General features: G+C 67.7%; 19 protein-coding genes. 4 read left to right on the plus strand and 15 right to left on the minus strand.

The window, feature by feature from the left end:
- Positions 1-21: 21 nt before the first annotated feature.
- Positions 22-2,619, plus strand: a complete 2,598-nt coding sequence (locus ACWF99_RS04535) for an ATP-dependent Clp protease ATP-binding subunit (protein ID WP_452534660.1) — start codon at positions 22-24, stop codon at positions 2,617-2,619.
- A gap of 56 nt (positions 2,620-2,675) precedes the next feature.
- Here the strand turns inward: ACWF99_RS04535 and ACWF99_RS04540 are convergent, their stop codons facing one another.
- From ACWF99_RS04540 to ACWF99_RS04555, 4 genes are all read right to left on the minus strand, one after another.
- A complete protein-coding gene (locus ACWF99_RS04540) occupies positions 2,676-3,068 on the minus strand; it encodes a hypothetical protein (protein WP_378631050.1) in 393 nt (130 codons plus the stop codon).
- 128 nt (positions 3,069-3,196) lie between these two features.
- The gene (locus ACWF99_RS04545; protein ID WP_452534661.1) at positions 3,197-4,147 is read right to left on the minus strand and encodes a carbohydrate-binding protein; all 951 of its coding nucleotides are present in this window, start codon (positions 4,145-4,147) and stop codon (positions 3,197-3,199) included.
- 288 nt (positions 4,148-4,435) lie between these two features.
- Positions 4,436-5,233 (minus strand): N-acetylmuramoyl-L-alanine amidase, encoded by a 798-nt coding sequence (locus ACWF99_RS04550; protein WP_452534663.1) that lies wholly within the window; start codon positions 5,231-5,233, stop codon positions 4,436-4,438.
- A 56-nt stretch (positions 5,234-5,289) separates the two neighbouring features.
- The gene (locus ACWF99_RS04555) at positions 5,290-6,528 is read right to left on the minus strand and encodes a cytochrome P450 (protein ID WP_452534665.1); all 1,239 of its coding nucleotides are present in this window, start codon (positions 6,526-6,528) and stop codon (positions 5,290-5,292) included.
- Positions 6,529-6,742: 214 nt separating this feature from the next.
- On the opposite strand from ACWF99_RS04555, the gene ACWF99_RS04560 reads away from it, so the two are divergent.
- A complete protein-coding gene (locus ACWF99_RS04560) occupies positions 6,743-7,297 on the plus strand; it encodes a TetR/AcrR family transcriptional regulator (RefSeq protein WP_452534666.1) in 555 nt (184 codons plus the stop codon).
- Positions 7,298-7,340: 43 nt separating this feature from the next.
- Here ACWF99_RS04560 and ACWF99_RS04565 read toward each other — a convergent pair whose 3' ends face one another.
- The 4 genes from ACWF99_RS04565 to ACWF99_RS04580 all read right to left on the minus strand — a co-directional run bounded on the left by ACWF99_RS04565 (position 7,341) and on the right by ACWF99_RS04580 (position 9,792).
- Entirely contained in the window at positions 7,341-7,718 is a 378-nt protein-coding gene (locus tag ACWF99_RS04565) for a DUF5313 family protein (RefSeq protein ID WP_378631042.1), read from the minus strand.
- Positions 7,718-8,176 carry a MarR family winged helix-turn-helix transcriptional regulator gene (locus ACWF99_RS04570; protein ID WP_378631040.1) on the minus strand — a complete coding sequence of 153 codons (459 nt, stop codon included), beginning with the start codon at positions 8,174-8,176 and terminating at the stop codon, positions 7,718-7,720. Before ACWF99_RS04570 ends, ACWF99_RS04565 begins: the two co-directional genes overlap by 1 nt.
- A gap of 122 nt (positions 8,177-8,298) precedes the next feature.
- Entirely contained in the window at positions 8,299-9,150 is an 852-nt protein-coding gene (locus ACWF99_RS04575) for a siderophore-interacting protein (protein ID WP_452534669.1), read from the minus strand.
- Positions 9,151-9,180: 30 nt separating this feature from the next.
- Complete coding sequence (locus ACWF99_RS04580; protein WP_378631037.1) at positions 9,181-9,792, minus strand: TetR/AcrR family transcriptional regulator; 612 nt, start codon at positions 9,790-9,792, stop codon at positions 9,181-9,183.
- A 127-nt stretch (positions 9,793-9,919) separates the two neighbouring features.
- Between ACWF99_RS04580 and ACWF99_RS04585 the strand changes: the two genes are divergently transcribed.
- Positions 9,920-10,315, plus strand: coding sequence for a nuclear transport factor 2 family protein (locus ACWF99_RS04585; protein WP_452535314.1), 396 nt, complete (start codon positions 9,920-9,922; stop codon positions 10,313-10,315).
- A 44-nt stretch (positions 10,316-10,359) separates the two neighbouring features.
- Here the strand turns inward: ACWF99_RS04585 and ACWF99_RS04590 are convergent, their stop codons facing one another.
- The 5 genes from ACWF99_RS04590 to ACWF99_RS04610 are packed head-to-tail and all read right to left on the minus strand — an operon-like array spanning position 10,360 to position 14,256.
- Positions 10,360-11,565: a cytochrome P450 gene (locus ACWF99_RS04590; RefSeq protein ID WP_452534671.1), complete on the minus strand. Its 1,206-nt coding sequence runs from the start codon at positions 11,563-11,565 to the stop codon at positions 10,360-10,362.
- A complete protein-coding gene (locus ACWF99_RS04595; RefSeq protein WP_452534672.1) occupies positions 11,562-12,164 on the minus strand; it encodes a GTP-binding protein in 603 nt (200 codons plus the stop codon). The genes ACWF99_RS04590 and ACWF99_RS04595 overlap by 4 nt, the downstream gene beginning before the upstream one ends.
- Complete coding sequence (locus ACWF99_RS04600; protein WP_056817094.1) at positions 12,139-12,489, minus strand: DUF742 domain-containing protein; 351 nt, start codon at positions 12,487-12,489, stop codon at positions 12,139-12,141. The genes ACWF99_RS04595 and ACWF99_RS04600 overlap by 26 nt, the downstream gene beginning before the upstream one ends.
- Entirely contained in the window at positions 12,486-12,899 is a 414-nt protein-coding gene (locus ACWF99_RS04605; RefSeq protein WP_378631030.1) for a roadblock/LC7 domain-containing protein, read from the minus strand. Before ACWF99_RS04605 ends, ACWF99_RS04600 begins: the two co-directional genes overlap by 4 nt.
- Positions 12,877-14,256 (minus strand): sensor histidine kinase, encoded by a 1,380-nt coding sequence (locus tag ACWF99_RS04610; RefSeq protein WP_378631029.1) that lies wholly within the window; start codon positions 14,254-14,256, stop codon positions 12,877-12,879. The genes ACWF99_RS04605 and ACWF99_RS04610 overlap by 23 nt, the downstream gene beginning before the upstream one ends.
- Before the next feature lie 295 nt (positions 14,257-14,551).
- Between ACWF99_RS04610 and ACWF99_RS04615 the strand changes: the two genes are divergently transcribed.
- Positions 14,552-14,983: a type II toxin-antitoxin system Rv0910 family toxin gene (locus tag ACWF99_RS04615; RefSeq protein ID WP_378662221.1), complete on the plus strand. Its 432-nt coding sequence runs from the start codon at positions 14,552-14,554 to the stop codon at positions 14,981-14,983.
- A 62-nt stretch (positions 14,984-15,045) separates the two neighbouring features.
- Here the strand turns inward: ACWF99_RS04615 and ACWF99_RS04620 are convergent, their stop codons facing one another.
- Together ACWF99_RS04620 and dapA are read right to left on the minus strand one after the other, a co-directional pair.
- On the minus strand, positions 15,046-16,578 hold the full coding sequence (locus ACWF99_RS04620; RefSeq protein ID WP_452534675.1) for a DHA2 family efflux MFS transporter permease subunit: 1,533 nt from the start codon (positions 16,576-16,578) through the stop codon (positions 15,046-15,048).
- A gap of 66 nt (positions 16,579-16,644) precedes the next feature.
- Entirely contained in the window at positions 16,645-17,535 is an 891-nt protein-coding gene (gene dapA / locus ACWF99_RS04625) for a 4-hydroxy-tetrahydrodipicolinate synthase (protein WP_452534677.1), read from the minus strand.
- Between the last annotated feature and the right edge of the window lie 22 nt (positions 17,536-17,557).

Here is a 17,557-nt window from a genome sequence, read left to right on the forward strand (position 1 = left end):
GACGAGCGAAGAGGTGTGGGCATGACAGCAAATTGGCCGAGTTCTCGGGATCCTTTCGACGACATCTTCCAGCGGTTCTTCGGTTCCGGAATGTCCTCGAAGCCACCGGTACAACGCATCGATCTGGGCAGGTTGATGACCGACAACGCGAAGTTGCTGGTCGGTACCGCGCGCGAGGCGGCCCAGGAATGGGGCAACCCCGAAATCACTCCCGAACACCTGCTGTACGCGGCCACCGAAGCAGAACCCGGGCGCAGCATCGTCGCCGAGCTCAGCCTGGATCCCGATCAGGTCGCCGAGCAGATGGAGGACTACCTCGACACCGGCAGGCCCAGCGAGGACGACCTCGCCGACATCACGCTCAGCCCTGCCACCAAGGTCGCGCTGCGCGCCGCCCAGCGCCAGGCGGCCCAATCCGGCAGCAGCTACATCGGCCCGGAACACATCTTGCTCGGCATCGCCTCGCTCCCCGACAGCGTCGCCGCGCAGGCGCTGGTCGCCGGCATCGCGGCCACCCAGAGCGGTGGCGTACCCGCGCCCGGAACCCCGAAGGCGACCGCGCCGTCGAAGCGGCAGCAACCGGAATCGGACACGCCCACGCTGGACGAGTACGGCCGCGATCTCACCGCCGAGGCCCGCGAGGGCCTGATCGACCCGGTTGTCGGCCGCGCGGAGGAGATCGAGCAGACCATCGAGATCCTGTCGCGGCGGCGCAAGAACAACCCGGTGCTGATCGGTGATCCCGGTGTCGGTAAGACCGCGATCGTGGAGGGGCTGGCCCAGCGCATCGTCAACGGGGACGTGCCGGTCACCCTCGCCGACCGCCGCGTCATCGCGCTCGACGTCGGCTCGCTCGTGGCCGGGAGCAAGTACCGCGGCGAATTCGAGGAGCGGCTGACCAAGATCCTCGACGAGGTCCGCGCGCACAAGGACGAGCTGATCATCTTCATCGACGAGCTGCACACCATCGTCGGGGCCGGCGGCGGTGGCGAGGGCTCGATGGACGCGGGCAACCTGCTCAAGCCCGCGCTGGCCCGCGGCGATCTGCACGTCGTCGGCGCGACAACCATCGATGAGTACCGCAAATACATCGAGAAGGACGCCGCGCTGGAACGCCGGTTCCAGCCGGTGATGGTCTCGGAGCCCTCGGTGGAGGACACCATCGAAATCCTGCGCGGGCTGGCCGACGTGTACGAGGAGCACCATCAGGTGCGCTACTCCGACGAGTCGCTGGTCGCGGCCGCGCAGCTGTCGGATCGCTACATCACCGACCGGTTCATGCCCGACAAGGCGATCGATCTGATCGACCAGGCGGGCGCCCGGGTCCGGCTCCGTTCGGGCACCCCCGACCCGGCGGTGAAGGCCAGGGACGAGGCGATCGCGCGGCTGTACCGGGAGAAGGACGCCGCGGTCGACAACGAGGACTACGAGAAGGCCAAGGCTCTCAAGGCCGACATCGCCGCCGCCGAGGAGGAGCTGGAGGAGTCCGGTGCGACGTCCTCGGAGCCGATCGTCGATGTCGTCGACATCGCCGAGGTGATCTCCAAGCGCACCGGTATTCCGGTGGCCGATCTGACCGCCGAGGAGAAGCAGCGCCTGCTCCAGCTCGAAGACGTCCTGCACAAGCGGGTGATCGGGCAGAACGAGGCGATCGTGGCGATCGCCGAGGCGGTGCGCAGAGCGAGGGCCGGACTCAAGGACCCGAACCGGCCGATCGGGTCGTTCCTGTTCCTCGGCCCCACCGGTGTCGGCAAGACCGAGCTCGCCAAGGCCCTCGCGGAAGCGGTCTTCGGCGACGAGGATCGCCTGATCCGGTTCGACATGAGCGAGTTCCAGGAGAAGCACACGGTCTCGCGACTGGTCGGCGCCCCGCCCGGATACGTCGGCTACGACGATGCCGCGCAGCTCACCGACAAGGTGCGGCGTCAGCCGTATTCGGTGATCCTGTTCGACGAGGTCGAGAAGGCGCATCCCGATGTGTTCAATGTGCTGCTGCAATTGCTCGACGACGGGCGCGTCACCGATTCCAAGGGCCGCACAGTCGATTTCAAGAACACGATCGTGATCATGACGTCCAACATCGGGTCGCACGTGATCCTCGAGGCACCACCCGGCGACCTCGACTCGATCGTGCCGCAGCTCGAAGAGCTACTGCGCCAGCACTTCCGGCCCGAGTTCCTCAACCGGATCGACGAGCAGATCGTGTTCCATCGCCTGGACAAGGAGCAGCTGGAACAGATCGTCGAACTGATCCTGGATCGCACCCGGCGCATGCTCGCCGCCCAGGACATCGAACTCGAGATCAGTCAGTCCGCGGTGGACTGGTTGGGCGAGCGCGGTTTCCAGCCCGAATTCGGTGCGCGGCCGTTGCGTCGCACCGTGCAGAAGGAGCTCGACAACCGGGTCTCGCGACTGCTCCTCGACGGCGGTCTCGACCCCGGCGGCACGGTGAAGGTCGACACCGCCGACGACGCCCTGGTCGTCACCGCGGTGAACCCGGCAGGTTCGCCCGACACCGATGGTTCGGCGCCCGCGTCCGCGACGAAGAAGGCGGCGAAGAAACCCGCCAAGAAGGCCGCGAGCAAGAAGGGTGACGACAAGAAACTCGCGTCGAAGTAGCGAAACGACGACTGTGGCCCGGTTCGTACGAACCGGGCCACAGTGTTGTCGTGGGGTCAGCCGCCGGTGACCACGCAGGATTCCCCGAAGCGGAAGCCCCGGCCGACTGTCACATTCGCGCTGCTGGCGATGCCGTCCTGGACGGCGGTCATCGTGTGGGCGCCGGTGTAGGACGGCACCCAGTTGAACATGGCGACGCCGTCGGTCGGAGCGACCACGGCCAGCAGCGCGCCGTTGTCGTAGAAGGCGACAGGAATGATGCCGACACTGAGCCTGGCCAGCAATTGATGGGTGCATCCGGTGCCGTAGTCGGTTGCCGAGCCGACGCTGAGGTTGGGTTTCACCGTCAATTGCGAAACTCCGGCCGAGGCGGTGGGTGCGCCGAGGGTCGCGGCCAGCATCGCCGTCCCGAGGGCAGCAACGGTGATGGCGAATTTCCTGTCACTCATATTTCTCACGTCCTTGTGCTGCGGGGCCGACCGAACGCGAGGCCGGCGAGTCGGTCCCCATCCTCACCCCATCGCGGGACCGATGGTGGGAGAACACACGAACCGTTTCGCCGACCTCGTCGCGCCGGCTACAGCCGCGACCAGAGCGCGGGAGTGTTCGGTGGCGTCCAATTCGGGTCGTGCACGGTGTGCGCTTGCCTGCAGTTATAGGTGGCACCCTGATAGGTGACCTTGTCGCCGATGGCATAGGTGGCGCCCAGACGCCAGGACGATCCGCCTGGGGCGGCCGTGGTTGTGGGGTGCTCGTGCCTGGGGGTGGTCGTGGCCGGGGGTTTTGTGGTCGTGGCCGGGGGTTTCGTGGTCGTCGGGGCCGGGGTGCTGGTGGCCGGCTGGGAAGTGGTGGGTTTCGGGGTGGTCGTAGTCGGCGGTGTGCCGCCCCCGCCGCTCACCTCGAGATCGACGCAACTGTAGAAGGCCGCTGCGGTATCACCGATATTCCAGACCGCGCGCAATTTCTGACGGCCGGAATAATTCGACACATCGACGGTATGGGTCACCTCCATGGCCGGCTGTTCGTTCCGACCGTCGAACACAGCAATTCTGGTGTCGCCGATGAAGTATTCCCAATTCAGCGTGCGGTGATTCGCGGTATTCTTCCATGTGAAACGCGCACTGCCGGAGACTTTCTGCGGCACCCAGCCGAGGCTGTCGTCATCGAGCTCAGGATATTTGTTCGCACTACAGGTGGTGAGCCCCTTCGGTCCTTCCACACTCTGCGGTTCGTATTTCACCGCGCCGCAGGGCACGAGGCCACGGGCGCATTGCTCCTGTCTGCTCGCGGGTCCGGTGATCCAACCGTGCGCGGTGGCGCTCCCGGCGGGCACCAACGCGGTGACGATGGGCGCCAATGCCATTGCTCCGGCGAAGAACAGGATTCGACTTCTCACTATCAATACTCCTTGGAAACGCACGCGGAGGACGGCAGGGGCCGGCTTGCCGTCCGGGAAACATTTCGAGCGATGACACTGAACACTTCGATATCGAACTGTGATTCCGAAGATTAGGGTGACGAAGATCATCCGTCAACCGTCCCGGTAGCGAAAAATACTGCTACCGACCGGTATTCGCGGATCATTTCCCAGCTGTGCGAATACAGCGAACATCCACGTTTGGAACCAACCGGTATCCACCCGAAGCAAACAGCTGGTTAATCTCGCAGCTGTGCGAGGTGTACAGATTTGCCATCGGTTGTAGATAGGTAGCAATGTCGGCAACAAGCCGTCTTACTGTTCGAGGGCGGGCACCCACAGCAGGGAGCCTGGCGAACTTTGCGCGACTCCTCCGAAATAGGCGGGCGGGCGCTCGAATCAGCCGAGGAACGCGAGGATTCCGGCGGTGACGAGTTCGGCGTAGCGGGCCCGGCCCTCCGGGGTCTCGATGAGCGCGGCGTCGATCGCCGAGCGCATGTTCCCGCATTCGACCAGCGCGCTCGGTCGCTCGGCCAGGTTGAGCCCGGCCAGATCCGCCCGTGGATCCAGTCCCGCCGACCCCACATAGGTCGAGGGCACCGCGCCACCGGCGATCATCGCATCACGCAGCGCCCTCGCCAGTCGCGTCCCCGCCTCGGCCTGCACCGGATTCAGCGCGGGTTCGGCGTAGGCGATGTGAAATCCGTGCGCGTCCGCGCCGGTGTTGCCGTCGGCATGGATCGAGACCACCGCGTCGGCGCCCGACTCGTTCGCGATCGAGGCGCGCTCGTCGACACACGGTCCGACGCCGGTGTCGTCGGCGCGCGTGAGGATCACCCGAACACCGTGGGCGGCGAGCAGGTCGCGCACCCGCAGGGTGACGTCCCAGGTGAACTCGTGCTCGGTATAGCCACTGGCGGCCGAGGTCCCGGTGGTGTTGCAGGCCTTCGTTCCACCGCGCCCATCGTGCACCGGCGCGTTGATCTGCGCGAGATGGGTGGCATTGCCACCGTTGTGGCCGGGATCGAGGACGACCGTGTGATTCACGGCGGGTGAAGTCGGCGGCACGGCACTCTCCGAGGAAGCGGCCGTCGCGGTCGGCGTCGCCGGGTGCGCATCCGTGGTGGTGGACGCGCAGCCGGCGAACAACGCTGTCGCCGCGAGCAGGCAGGCGGGCAGGAACAGACAGGAACGCACCCCGACACCGTGCCACACCGTGCCGAGGACCCGGCCTCGTCCGCGCCGAACCGCGTTCAGCGCTGGGTGACGCGCAGCGGAAGAGTCGCGTGGCGACGGGCGAACAGGCTGGGCACCCAGCGTGGCGGTTCCTCCTCGATCAGCTCGAACCGTTCGGTGCGTTCGAGCAGCAGGGTGATCGCGGCGGTCGCTTCCAGCCGGGCCAGGGCGGACCCGATGCAGAAATGTGCACCCGCACCGAACGCCGCATTGGCACGTCCACGCCGCCGGTCCAGATCGACGACATCCGGATCCGGGTAGACGGCGGGATCGCGATTGGCGGCACCCCACAGCAGCAGCAGGTGGCTGCCCGCGGGCAGGTCGACGCCGCCGAGCTGAGTATCGACCGTGACGTGGCGGTGGTGGCCACGAAAGGGTGACTCGAGGCGCAGTGCCTCGTCGAGAAACGCCGGGATGAGCTCGGGGCGTTCCCGCAGACGGGTCTGCAGTGTGAGGTCGGCGGCGAGCAGTCGCGCCGCCGAGGCGATCAGACCCGCGGTCGACTCCCCGCCCGCACCGATCAGCTGCACCAGGATCAAGACCGCCTGCTGCTCGTCGATCGTGCCCGCATCCATCGCGGCGACGAGCACCTCGAGCAGAGTTCGCGGCGAATCTCGATCGGGCACTCGGTCTTTCGCATTGCCGATCGCCACGTACGCGTAGTGGGCGAGCTCGGCCGCGGAGGTGATCAGCTCGGTCATCCGGCCCTCGGCGACGACACCGCCCAGCATCTCGGTGGAGTCGTAGGCCAGCGAGAGCAGTGCCGGGACATCGGCCCCCGGCAGACCGACGAGTTCGGCGATCAGCGCCAGCGGCAACCGATCGGCGACCCCGGTGGCCCAGTCGATCCGATCGCCGTCGAGTTCTTCCGCCCACAGCCGTTCGGTCAGTGCGGTGACGAACGGGCCGAGCGTGCGAACCCGTTTGGCCAGCGCCGGTCCGACGATGCCGCGGTGGGCGGCATGGACGTCACCGTCGGCGGTGGCGAGCACATGGACCGCTCGGCCGGTCGCGTCGAGGTCGAAGGTCATCGGCGTCGCCCCCGGCTGGGCGACGAGCACGCCGGTCAGATGCGAGGAGAACTCCGCTGGGCGCCCGGTCGCCTCGGTGACCTCGGCCCACGAGGCGACGAGGAAGAAATCGGTGCCGGGTACCCGGTAGACCGGCGCTTGTTCGCGCAGGGCGCGATACATCCGGTAGGGGTCGTCGAGCACCGCCGCATCGAACAGGTCGATCGCTTCGAGGTCCGTGGTCACGGCTGCCGCCTTTCCTGGTCGGGCTGTCGGCGCTCACCGTGTACCGCGGAGAGGCATGCGGTCAACGACTGTCTCGCGATGAGACAGACCGGTGACCGCGTTGCCCGGAAATCCGCCGCGTACTTCGTCGAAAACACCCTCAGCCTGGCCAGATTCGGCTAGACAGATTCCATCGAACATCTCACTCTGAGACAGACATGGTTGGAGGTTCCCGGTGAGCGACCAAGTCGACTGGCTGGCCGGCGGTGATCGACGCACCCTCGCGGTCGACCGCATCGAACGCGCCGCACTCGCACTGTTCCTCGAACGTGGCATCGACAACGTCACCGCCGACGACATCGCCGCGGCCGCGGGGTGCTCGCGCGCGACGCTGTATCGCTGCGTCGGCGGCAAACCACGACTGATACGCGCCGTGATGGTCAGGGCAGCGGGCTCCGTCGTCGCGCGCGTGGAGGCGGCCGTCGACTCGGTCCCGCCCGGCCGACGACCCGTCGAAGCGATCCTGGCCGCCGTCGCCGCGATCCGCGCCGACCCGGTGCTGCGCCAGTGGCTGATCCAGCACCGATCCCCCGACACCGACGAATTTCTCGCCGCCGCACCGGAACTCGGTCACATCGCGACCGCGCTGACCCGGATCGCCCCCGACGACGAGGCCGCGGGCTGGGTCGTGCGCGTCGTGTTGTCGCTGCTCACCTGGCCGCTGTCCGACGCCACGGCGGAACGTCACCTGGTCGAACGATTCGTCGGGCCCACCCTGCGTGCGGGCTGACTCCCCAGCCGGTCGGCGCGTCCTCGATCCGTTGCAGCTCAGCTCAGCCGCGGTGGTGGCGACTCTCGTAGGCAACGCGCTCGGCTTCGGTCCGCCGGCGTTCGGCCTCGTTCGCCAACTCGGGATCGAAGCCATGGCTGACCAGGCGGTGCCGCCGGTACACGTAGACCAACGCCACGGTGAAGTAGACCAGCGGCAGGTACAGCAGCGCCATCATCGACAGCCCTATCCACAGCGGGCCCGGCACCAGCAAGAACAGGCACAGCACCGGCAGCACCGGCAGCAGGAAGCGCATCAGGTATCGGCGGGTCGCGCCGGGGCCGGTGAGGTCGGCGAGCACCCAGTCCGACATCGAGGGCGGCAGGGTGCCGCCGGTGATGTAGCGAACGCGCTGCCAGAGATTCGGGGTCGAGTTGCTCATTACTGCTCCCTCACATCGGATGCGCGTCGCGCGGCCGCGTTCACCCGGCCGAGGACATCGCGCAGTTCTTCCAGGTCCGCCAGGCTCACGCCGAGGCGTGCCACGACGGCGGGCGGGATCTGCTCGGCTTGTTCACGCAGGTCACGGCCCGCCTCGGTGAGGTCGATGTGCAGCGTGCGCTCGTCGTGCGGATCGCGACGGCGGGTGATGAGACCGGCGGATTCGAGTCGCTTGAGCAGCGGTGACAGTGTCGCGGAGTCGAGCTGGATCGCCTCGGCCACGGCCTTCACCGACATCGGCGCCTCACCCCAGAGGGCCAGCATCACCAGATACTGTGGATGTGTCAGGCCGAGCGGTTCGAGCAGGGGCCGGTAGACCGCCAGCACCGATCGATTGGCCACCGCCAGGGCGAAGCACACCTGCCGGTCGAGCCGCAACGGGTCGTCGAGCTCCTGCATCGTCCACCACCTTTCTTAGCCCACACACTATTACGCCACTAACAGTTAGTGCAATAACTATTAGTGGCGTAATAGATGGGCGGTGGGACGACGTATGTCAGTCCTCGTCGACGACCAGCGGCTCACCGGCGGCGGCGCGGCGCACCTTCTCGGCCGTTGTCCTCCTCGGTACGGCCCTGACGCCAGTAGCCGGTGAAGGTGATCGCGCGCCTGTCGACACCACGGTCACGGACCAGATTGCGCCGGGTGAGTCTCACCAGCTCGGCCTCACCGGAGATCCACGCGTAGGGCACGCCCGTGGGGAGCTCGGCGGCGCGGACCGCGTCGACCACCGCGCTCCCGTGCGGGCGATCGCCGCGATGCACCCACTCGATCCGCACATCGCCGCGGGTCTCGAAGCCCTGTTCGTCGGCCGGGCCGTCGACCTCGATGAACGCCCGCACCGGCGCACCCACGTCGAGGCGTTCGATGATCGCGCCGATCGCCGGAACGGCGGTCTCGTCACCGACGAGCAGCTGCCACCCGGGGTCGGCGGGCGGGGTGTAGAGCGCGTGCGGCGGGCAGAGCAAGCCGATCTCGTCGCCCGGCGCCGCGGTCGACGCCCAGTCCGAGGCGGGACCCGCGTGCTCGGCGTGCAGGGCGAAGTCGATGTCGAGCTCGCCGAGTTCGGGCCGCTGCGCGCGGACCGTATAGGTCCGCATCGGCGGGCGGATCTCGTCGGGCATCGCGAGATAGCGCTGATACCAGCTCATCACGCTGCCCGAGTCGTCCAGTGGCGGTGGCACGACGGGGCGCGGCCTGCCCGGGAGCGGGAAGAAGAGTTTCGTGTACTGGTCGGGTCCGGCGTCGATGAAGGCAGCCGGGTCGTGGCAGCCGAGGGTGACCCGCACCATCCGCGGCGTCAGCTTTACCGCGCGCCGAACCGTCAGCGGCGCGTAGACCATGGCCGGTCGATGCACAGTCCCAGTCGTCATTAGGCAAGCCTAACCTACTGTTCCTGCGAACTACCTGCCCTGGTCGACGGCGAGGCCGGAAATGAGCTGCTCGATCACCGCGCGGACAGCGACGATATCCCCCGCGTCCGCCGAATGCGCCAGGTACTGCGCCGCCTCGTCCAGCGCACCGACCACCACCAGCGCCAGCGGCCGCACCGGCTGCTTCCTGATCCGGCCGGCGGCCATGGCACCGGCCATCGCGTTCTCCACCAGGCCGATGGTGTGGCGCAGCTCGATCTCGCGCCACCGGGCCCACCCGAGCACCGCGGGCGCGTCGAGCAGCGCGATCCGGCGCACCTCGGTCGCGGTCGAGGCCTGCAACCACGCCAGGCAGCCCACGATCAGGCTCGCGATCGGATCCTCGGCACGCGCCTCGGCCACGGCGGTGGCGATCACCTCGACCAGGCTGCGCTCGAGATCCTCGAACACCGCCTCGAACAGATCCCGCTTCTCCCCGAACTGGTGATAGAGCGCGCCGCGACTGACCCCGGCCGCCTCGGCCACCGCGATCGTGCTCACCGCCCCGTACCCGAACTGCCCGAACAACTCTCGTCCGGCACGGATCACCGCGGCACGCGTCGAGGCCGAGCGTTCGGCTTGGGTCCGGCGATCAGGATTCATGGCGACGTCGAAGTCTAGGGCAGGACGAGGGTCGCGGCAGATCCGAGGCCGTTCGCCCCTTGACCGGCCACACCGGATTCGGGAACATACAGTCATCCTGTTTGTATATTGGAAGGGCTTGGGGACTATGTCCGATGCCACCAAGGATCTGTTCGAGCGCTATCACGCCTGCTGGGCCGAGCGCGACCCCGACCGAATCGCCGCGCTCCACACGCCCGATTCGGTCTTCCACCTCCACTCGGGTGGCGCACCCGCGCACGGGCGGACCGAGATCCGCACCGCCGCGGCGGAGACCTTCGCCCTCGTCCCCGATCTCACCTTCACCCAGGTCGACCTGCGCGTCGGCGACGACTTCTGGGTGGTGCGATGGAAGCTGTCCGGCACCTCGGTCACCGGTGGCGCCGTCGATGTGGATATCGCGGACATGGTGACCGTCGAGGACGGCGCGGTCAAGGCGAAGCACACCTACGTCGACGGCGTGGCCATGCAGGCCGCACTGACAGCGCCCGCCGAGATCGCCTGAATCTCGCGGAGGGTGTGGCGGCCGGCGCTGCGTGCGGTCCGATCTCAGGGCATCGGCAGCGGCGGTGTCTTCGGGAAACTCACGGGCAACGCCGCGAGCGACCGATGGAACGGGCCGGGCCGCCACACCAGGTCCTCGACAGGCACCGCCAAGGTCAATTCCGGGAGCGCGTCGAGCAATTGGTCGATCGCGTCCTGCACGATCAGGTACGCCACCGGCTTGGCCGGACACCCGTGCGGCCCCGCGCTCCAGGCCAGGTGCGCCCGGTTGTCGACGACATCGCGCCCGGCGATGGCCGGATCGTTGTTGCAGGCCGACATGCTGATGACGACCGGTTCGTGTGCGGGCAGCCAGGTGTCGTCGACCAGGATCGGCTGACGCGGGTAGGTCATGCAGAAGTTGGCCAGCGGCGGGTCGGTGAACAGCACTTCGTCGAGCGCGTCGCGCGTGGACAGGCTGCCGCCGAGCACATTTCCGGCGAACCGGTCGTCGGTGAGCATCAGCCGCAAGGTGTTGACCACCAGGTTCAGCATCGGCTCGATGCCCGCGCCGTAGAGCACCAGCAGCTGGTGCACCATTTCCTCGTCGGTCAGCGCCGCCGGGTGCTGGAGCAGGCGGGTGGCGACGTCGTCACCGGGTTCGCGCTGGCGCAACCCCACCAGATCGGCCAGTGCGGAGGCGAGCAGGTTGTTGCCCGTTTCGGCGTCGTCGCCTTCGAAGATCTGCGCCATCCCGGTGGCGACCTGCTGCCCGATCTCGGGCGTGCACCCGAGCATCGAGTTCAGTGCCTGGAACACCAGCGGAAACGCGTACTGGCTCAACAAGTCCGCGGTCCCGGTCGCGCAGAAGCTGTTGATCAGCGGGATGGCGAACTGTTCGACGGTGCTGTGCATCGCGTACAGATCCACCCCGGCGATCCCGGCGACATTGGCCTGCCGGTATCGGGTGTGCTCGGCGCCGGTGGTGCGCAGCGCGGCCGGGCGGAACTGCAGCATCGGCAGCACCGGGCAGTCCAGCGGGATGTCGCGCTGCCACATCCGGGGGTCGGCCGGGAAGTGCTCCGGATCGTTGAGGATGCGCACGGCGGTGTGATAGCCGATCACCAGCGTGGCCCGGATGCCCGGCGACAACTCCACCGGCACCACCGAGCCGAACCGGCGCCGCATCCGCTGGTAGGCCGCCTGTGGGTCGGCGGCGAATTCGGGTGCCCACATCGCCACCCGTTCGTCGGCGGCGATATCGACCGTCATGACGTTGTTGATTCCTGTCTGCGAAAGAGGTATTCCGCCAACGTGATCAGTGCGCGCAAGCCCTGATCACGGCGACGTGCGTCGAGCGCGATCACCGGGGTCCCGGGCGCGAGGTCGAGCGCCTCGCGCACCTCCTCGAGCGGGTAGCGCCGGAATCCTTCGAACTCGTTCACCGCCACCGCGTACGGCACGCCGCGCTGTTCCAGCGCCGAGAGCACGTCGTCGGCCTTCTCGATACGGCGGGTGTCGACGAGCACCAGTGCGCCGAGAGCGCCCCGAGCCAGTTCCTCCCACAGCGGGGCGAACCGTTCCTGGCCCGGCGTACCGAACAGGTACAGCGCCAGTTGGGGATTCAGGGTGATGCGGCCGAAATCCAGTGCGACCGTGGTCGACACCTTGCTGCCCAGGCCCGCCATGTCGTCGACACCGATACTGGCCTCGGTGATCGTCTCTTCCGTGCGCAGTGGCCTGATCTCGGACACCCCGCACACGAAGGTGGTCTTGCCGACACCGAAATTGCCTGCGACCAGGATCTTCACCGACCGTGTCACGGTTTCCGCGACGTAGTCGACCTCATCCCGCGATGGCGCGGAGACCATGCAGCACCTCCTTGATCAGTGCGAGTTCCGGCTTCACCTGTGCCGGGGTGGGGCAGTGCAGATGACCACTGTCGAGCAGATCGGAGACGATGATCTTCACGACGGAGGCGGGCAGGTCGAGATAGGCCGACAGCTCGGCGATCGACAACGCGCCGCGGCGGCTGGTGAGAGCCAGCAGGCGACGTTCGTCGGGGCGGTGATCGGGCCGCGCGTCCTCGACGGCACGGACCAGGGTCACCAGGTCCAGATCATGAGCGGCACGCACCCGCCCGCCGGTGCGCACATAGGACCGCACCAGGTCGGGATCGCGCCTGCCGCGGCTCAATTCCTCCCGCCTAGGCGGGGCGCGCTGCCGATCTCGTGACCCACGCGCGAGGCCAGTTCGTTCATCCGATGCGCCACCAGCGCGACATCGACATCGGCGGTGGTGGCGACGCCGAGCAGCGCGCCCGCACCGGCCGCGGTGATCATGATCATGCCCTCGTCGTACTCGGTCATGTTCTGGCGCACCGCGTTCGACGGGCCGCCGCAGAACTCACCGAGCGCCTTGCCGAGCGAGCGCAGGCCGGAGGCCGCCGCGGCGAACCGTTCGGCGTCGTCTTTGCTCACGCCACGGGAGTGGGCGATGCGCAGCCCGTCCTCGGACAGCAGGACCGCGAAGCGGACGCCGGGGATCTCGAGATCCTCGAGCAGCCACGCCAATCGGTTGGTGCTATCGGCTACCGGTGTGCTCATCGGCTGTTCCTTCCGTGGTTCGCTCGGCCGCAGCGGCACGACCGCTGCGGGATCCGCTGCGCCAGGCAGCGGCGAGGTCGGGACGCGCGTGCCCCGACTCGGTCGTTACCCCCGCCGAATCCGGGGCAACCGGTCTGCGGCGGCGCTTGGGCAGCCCGCCGCTGGTGATCTCGTGAACGTCGGCGCCGGGCGATTCGATCTCGGCGACCGGCACGGGAATGTGTGCGGGCGCGGCGAGTTCGGGCTCGGGCAGCCGCGGGGCGTCGCCGCTCACCAGCAGCGCCGACGGTACATACACCATGGCCCGCATGCCACCGAAGATGTTGGGCCCGTCGACGTGCACGGAGAATCCGTAGCGCCGGGCCAGTGCCGCGATGCCGGGGAAGCCGACCTTCGGCGCGGGACCGAGATCGTGGATGTCGACCGCGCGTTCGCCGCTGAGCACCAGTCGCGCGTCCTCGAGCTGCTCGGGGCTCATCCGCATGCCCGCGTCGTCGATGATCACGGTGACGCCGTGATGGCCCTCCTGGAAACCGATCTCGACGAACGACGACGGCGGTGAGTAGCGCAGCGCGTTGTCGAGCAGGGTCGCCATGGTGTGCACGAGCGGTTCGACCGCGCGACTGATCACGATCCGGTCCGATTGCGCCGCCCGTACCCGCAGGAATTCCCTGACCCGCCCGGTGGCCCCGCCCGCCACATCGGTGAGCGACTGCTGTGGCCACCGGCGACCGGGCAGACCGCCGGAGACGATCACATAGGACTGCGCCTGCCGGATCATCTGCTGCACGGTGTGGTCGATCCGGGTGAGCGTTTCGTAGATGGCGTCGTCGCGATGTTCACGCAGTGCGGCACTGACGACTTGGCCGAGGTCGGTGCCCAGACTCACCACCGAGGTGCCGAAGGAGCGCACCGCTGCGCTGGTGGCCGCCCGCGAGGATGCCGAGAGCTCACCGCGGGTCTGTTCCTGGGCGGCCTGGATCTCACCGAGGCGACGTTGCTCGCCGTAGCGCTCGACCATCACCCTGGTTTCCTCGGCGACCACGCGCAGGTCTTCGGCATGACCCGTGGCGATCCACTGCAGCGCCTGGCCGAACTGCGAATCACCCAGTTCCACCGGCAGATCCACCGCGACCGAGGGGATCTCGTGGCGGCGCACCGCGGCGGTGATCGCGGGCAGGGTGCCCTGCGCCAGCTGCATCAAGGCGTTCTCGCAGGCGAGGCGTTCCCGGATGGCGGCGTCGGCGCGCTGCCGCTGTCGGCGCTCGTTCCGCATGGCCATGACACTGACCGCGACCGCGAGCAGTAACAGCGGCGCACCGATGACGAGCAACAGCACCGCAATTCCTGAGTTCATCAGATCTTTCGTCGTCCTCGACCACACGGCGCTGTTGCCGGTGGCCCTCGCCGGCCGGCCCGCCGAGGCATTCGCTGTCCACCGCGGGGTGATTTCGGATACCCGATTCACACGCCCCGATTCCAGCGACCCGCACACATTAGCAGCACACGTAACAATCGCGACACGGATCTTGCTGTCCGACATCATGTTTCCCGCTCGAAACACGACACGCTACTGGACAGTTGATCTATTCTGGTTCGCTATGCCTCGAGCCGATGCTCGCGGAACCCCGGGTACCGGATATTATCCCGGCGTGGCGAAACTGAAGCTTTCCGTCGATGTCCCCGTCCCGCCGGACCAGGCCTGGGCGCACGCGTCCGACCTTCCGCACCTCGGCGATTGGCTGACCATTCACGAGGCATGGCGCGGAACACTGCCCGAGGAGCTGACGCCGGGCACTGTTCTCGTCGGCATCGCCCGGGTGAAGGGCTTTCGCAACAAAGTCACCTGGACCGTGCGCACCGCCGAACCGCCGCGCAAGCTCGCCCTCACCGGCACGGGTATCGGTGGCACCAAGTTCGGCCTCGGCATGCTCGTCGAGCCGAGCGGCAGCGGGTCGAAGGTGAGTGTCGACATCGATCTGGGCGGTGCGCCGCTGTTCGGGCCGATCGGGTCCGCCGTCGCGAAAGCCCTGCGCGGCGATATCGAGCGCTCCCTGGAGATGTTCGTCAAACTCTACGGCTGAACCCCGACGCGAAAGCCCGGACGGAACAGGGTGTTCCGTCCGGGCTTTCTGCGTATGACCGATCAGGCCAGCGCCACAGCTTCGGCGTCGATCGGCGCCTTCGGCTTGGTTCGCGGCAGGAAGAACGCCGGGATCAGGGTCAGCAGCGCGAGTACCACGGTGACCCAGTAGGTGTTGCTGAACGCTGTCGCCGCCAGGTCGAGGCCCTGCTCGATGACCGACGGGGGAACCTGCGCGGCGAGATCGGGCCGGGCATTGGCGCCGATCGCGACCTTCGCCTCCGGGTGATCGTTGAGCTGGGCGGCCAGCACGACCGACATCGTCGCCGTGCCGATCGACGCCGCGGTCTGGTTGATGATGTTCATCAATGTCGAACCGCGCGCGACCTGTGCGTGCGAGAGCGTCTGGATCGCGGCGGTCATCACCGGCATCATGGTGCAGCCCATGCCGAGACCCATCACGAACAGCGCGCCACCGATCAGCAGGTAAGAGGTGTCGGCGCCCAGCTGGGTGAACCCGGCCAGGCCCAGGGTGATGAAGGTGATGCCGAACATGACGATCTTGCCGGGGCCGATCTTATCGACCAGGAATCCCGCGATCGGCATCGTCAGCATGGCGCCGATACCCTGTGGGGCCATGAGCAGACCGGAGTCGAACGCCGTCTCCCCGCGCACCTGCTGCAGGTAGTTCGGCAGCAGGAAGCCTGCGCCGAAGAACGCCGTCGCGAACAGCGACATGGTGAGCACGGAGTAGCGCAGCGACGGGTTGGAGAACAGCCGCAGGTCGATCAGCGGATGCTCGGTGCGCAGCGCGTGGAACACGAACGCCACCAGCAGCGCCGCGCCGATGATCGCCGGAATCAGCACGCGCGAAGCCATCACGGTGCCCTTCTCCGGAATGGAGGAGACACCGAACAGGAACAGCGCAAGACCCGGCGAGGCCAGCAGCATGCCGAGGAAGTCGAACGATTCCGAGGGCTTGGGCTTGTCGGGAGCGAACACGATCCAGGCCAGGATCAGCGCGACGATGCCCAGCGGCAGGTTGATCAGGAAGATCCAGTGCCAGCTGAAGGAGTCGATGAGCCAGCCACCGAGAATGGGGCCACAGATCGGGCCGAGCAGCATGGGCACGCCGAGTACCGCCATCACGCGCCCGATCCGCTGCGGGCCCGCGGCGTGGGTCATGATCGTCATACCGAGGGGCATGAGCATGCCGCCGCCGATGCCCTGGACGACGCGGAAGGCCACCAGCGACTCGATACTCCACGCCATCGAACACAGCACCGACCCGATGATGAAGAAGGTCAGCGCCGCCATATAGAGGCGTTTGGTGCCGAAACGATCGGCGGCCCAGCCGGTCATCGGGATGACCGAGGCCAGCGCCAGGGTGTAACCGGTCATGGTCCAGGCGACGACCTCGACGGAGGCGTTGAAGTCCTGCATGAACGTCGGGATCGCCACGGTGACCACGGTGATGTCGAGAATTGACATCACCGCGCCGAGGACGACGACGCCCGCCACCTTCAAGACGGCGGCATCCAGCTTGTCAGGAGTGCGATCGGGCGCGGCCGCGCCGATATCCGGAGGTTTCGTCACCGGTTAACCCAAGCACCTTTCGCTGCCGATGACCAGTGAAATTTTCTGTTCGTGATCTGGTCGATGTCACACCCGCGTGACCGTGGCCGCCTCGCTCGCCACGAGCGCCGCCCTCGTCGCCACGCTCGATGCGGGCAGCATCGGCAGTCGAACGGCCGCGCTGGAGATCTGACCACGCTCGGCGAGCACCGCCTTGATGACCGTCGGGTTGGGCTCGGCGAACAGGGCCGCACCGAGCGCGTCGAGGCGGTCGCCGATGGCGCGGGCCCGGACGACGTCACCGGCGTGCCACGCCTCGATGAGATCGGCGTATTCCCGGGGTGCGATATTGGCCGCGGCCAGGATCGCGCCGTGCGCGCCGAGAGCGAGCAGCGCGGAGGCGAAACGGTCGTCGCCGCTGAGCACGGTCGCCGGGGTATGAGCGGCCATCAATTCGACGCTGGCCGCGTCGATTCCGCCCACGGCGTGCTTGAAGCCGGCGATGTTCGGTGTATTCGCGAGACGAATCAATGTGCTGCCGCTGAGCGGGCGCCCCGTGCGGTGCGGCACGTCATAGACGAGCAGCGGAGCAGGGCTGATCGCCGCCAACTGCGTGAAGTGCGCGATCACCCCTTCTTCGCTCGGTCGCACGTAGTAGGGCACCACCGCCAGCACGGCCGCGACGGGCCGCGCGAGTTCGGCGATCGCTCGCACCGATTCCGCGGTGGCGTTGCCTCCCGCGCAGGCGATCAGCGGTGCGCCGCGGTCGGCGCAGACGCCGGCGCAGATATCCAGGACTCGCGCGCGCTCGGCCGCGGTGAGCGCGGACGGCTCCGCCGTGGTGCCGAGCGCGACGAGTCCGGTCGCGCCCGCGTCGAGGACAGCGTGCGCGTGTCGTTCCAGTGCCGCGGGCTCGACGGCCCCGTCGGCGGTGAACGGCGTGATCAGAGGGACGAAGAGGCCGTGTAGCGATGTCATGACTCTATCGTCGAGCCAGATC

Source organism: Nocardia sp. NPDC055002, from assembly GCF_053608825.1.

Bases quoted from the DNA above. Each gene is read 5' to 3' on its own strand.
- ACWF99_RS04535 (WP_452534660.1), top strand. From the start codon at position 22: ATGACAGCAAATTGGCCGAGTTCTCGGGATCCTTTCGACGACATCTTC.
- ACWF99_RS04540 (WP_378631050.1), bottom strand. From the start codon at position 3,068: ATGAGTGACAGGAAATTCGCCATCACCGTTGCTGCCCTCGGGACGGCG.
- ACWF99_RS04545 (WP_452534661.1), bottom strand. From the start codon at position 4,147: ATGATCTTCGTCACCCTAATCTTCGGAATCACAGTTCGATATCGAAGT.
- ACWF99_RS04565 (WP_378631042.1), bottom strand. From the start codon at position 7,718: ATGAGCAACTCGACCCCGAATCTCTGGCAGCGCGTTCGCTACATCACC.
- ACWF99_RS04570 (WP_378631040.1), bottom strand. From the start codon at position 8,176: ATGCAGGAGCTCGACGACCCGTTGCGGCTCGACCGGCAGGTGTGCTTC.
- ACWF99_RS04575 (WP_452534669.1), bottom strand. From the start codon at position 9,150: ATGACGACTGGGACTGTGCATCGACCGGCCATGGTCTACGCGCCGCTG.
- ACWF99_RS04580 (WP_378631037.1), bottom strand. From the start codon at position 9,792: ATGAATCCTGATCGCCGGACCCAAGCCGAACGCTCGGCCTCGACGCGT.
- ACWF99_RS04585 (WP_452535314.1), top strand. From the start codon at position 9,920: ATGTCCGATGCCACCAAGGATCTGTTCGAGCGCTATCACGCCTGCTGG.
- ACWF99_RS04590 (WP_452534671.1), bottom strand. From the start codon at position 11,565: ATGACGGTCGATATCGCCGCCGACGAACGGGTGGCGATGTGGGCACCC.
- ACWF99_RS04595 (WP_452534672.1), bottom strand. From the start codon at position 12,164: ATGGTCTCCGCGCCATCGCGGGATGAGGTCGACTACGTCGCGGAAACC.
- ACWF99_RS04605 (WP_378631030.1), bottom strand. From the start codon at position 12,899: ATGAGCACACCGGTAGCCGATAGCACCAACCGATTGGCGTGGCTGCTC.
- ACWF99_RS04610 (WP_378631029.1), bottom strand. From the start codon at position 14,256: ATGAACTCAGGAATTGCGGTGCTGTTGCTCGTCATCGGTGCGCCGCTG.
- dapA (WP_452534677.1), bottom strand. From the start codon at position 17,535: ATGACATCGCTACACGGCCTCTTCGTCCCTCTGATCACGCCGTTCACC.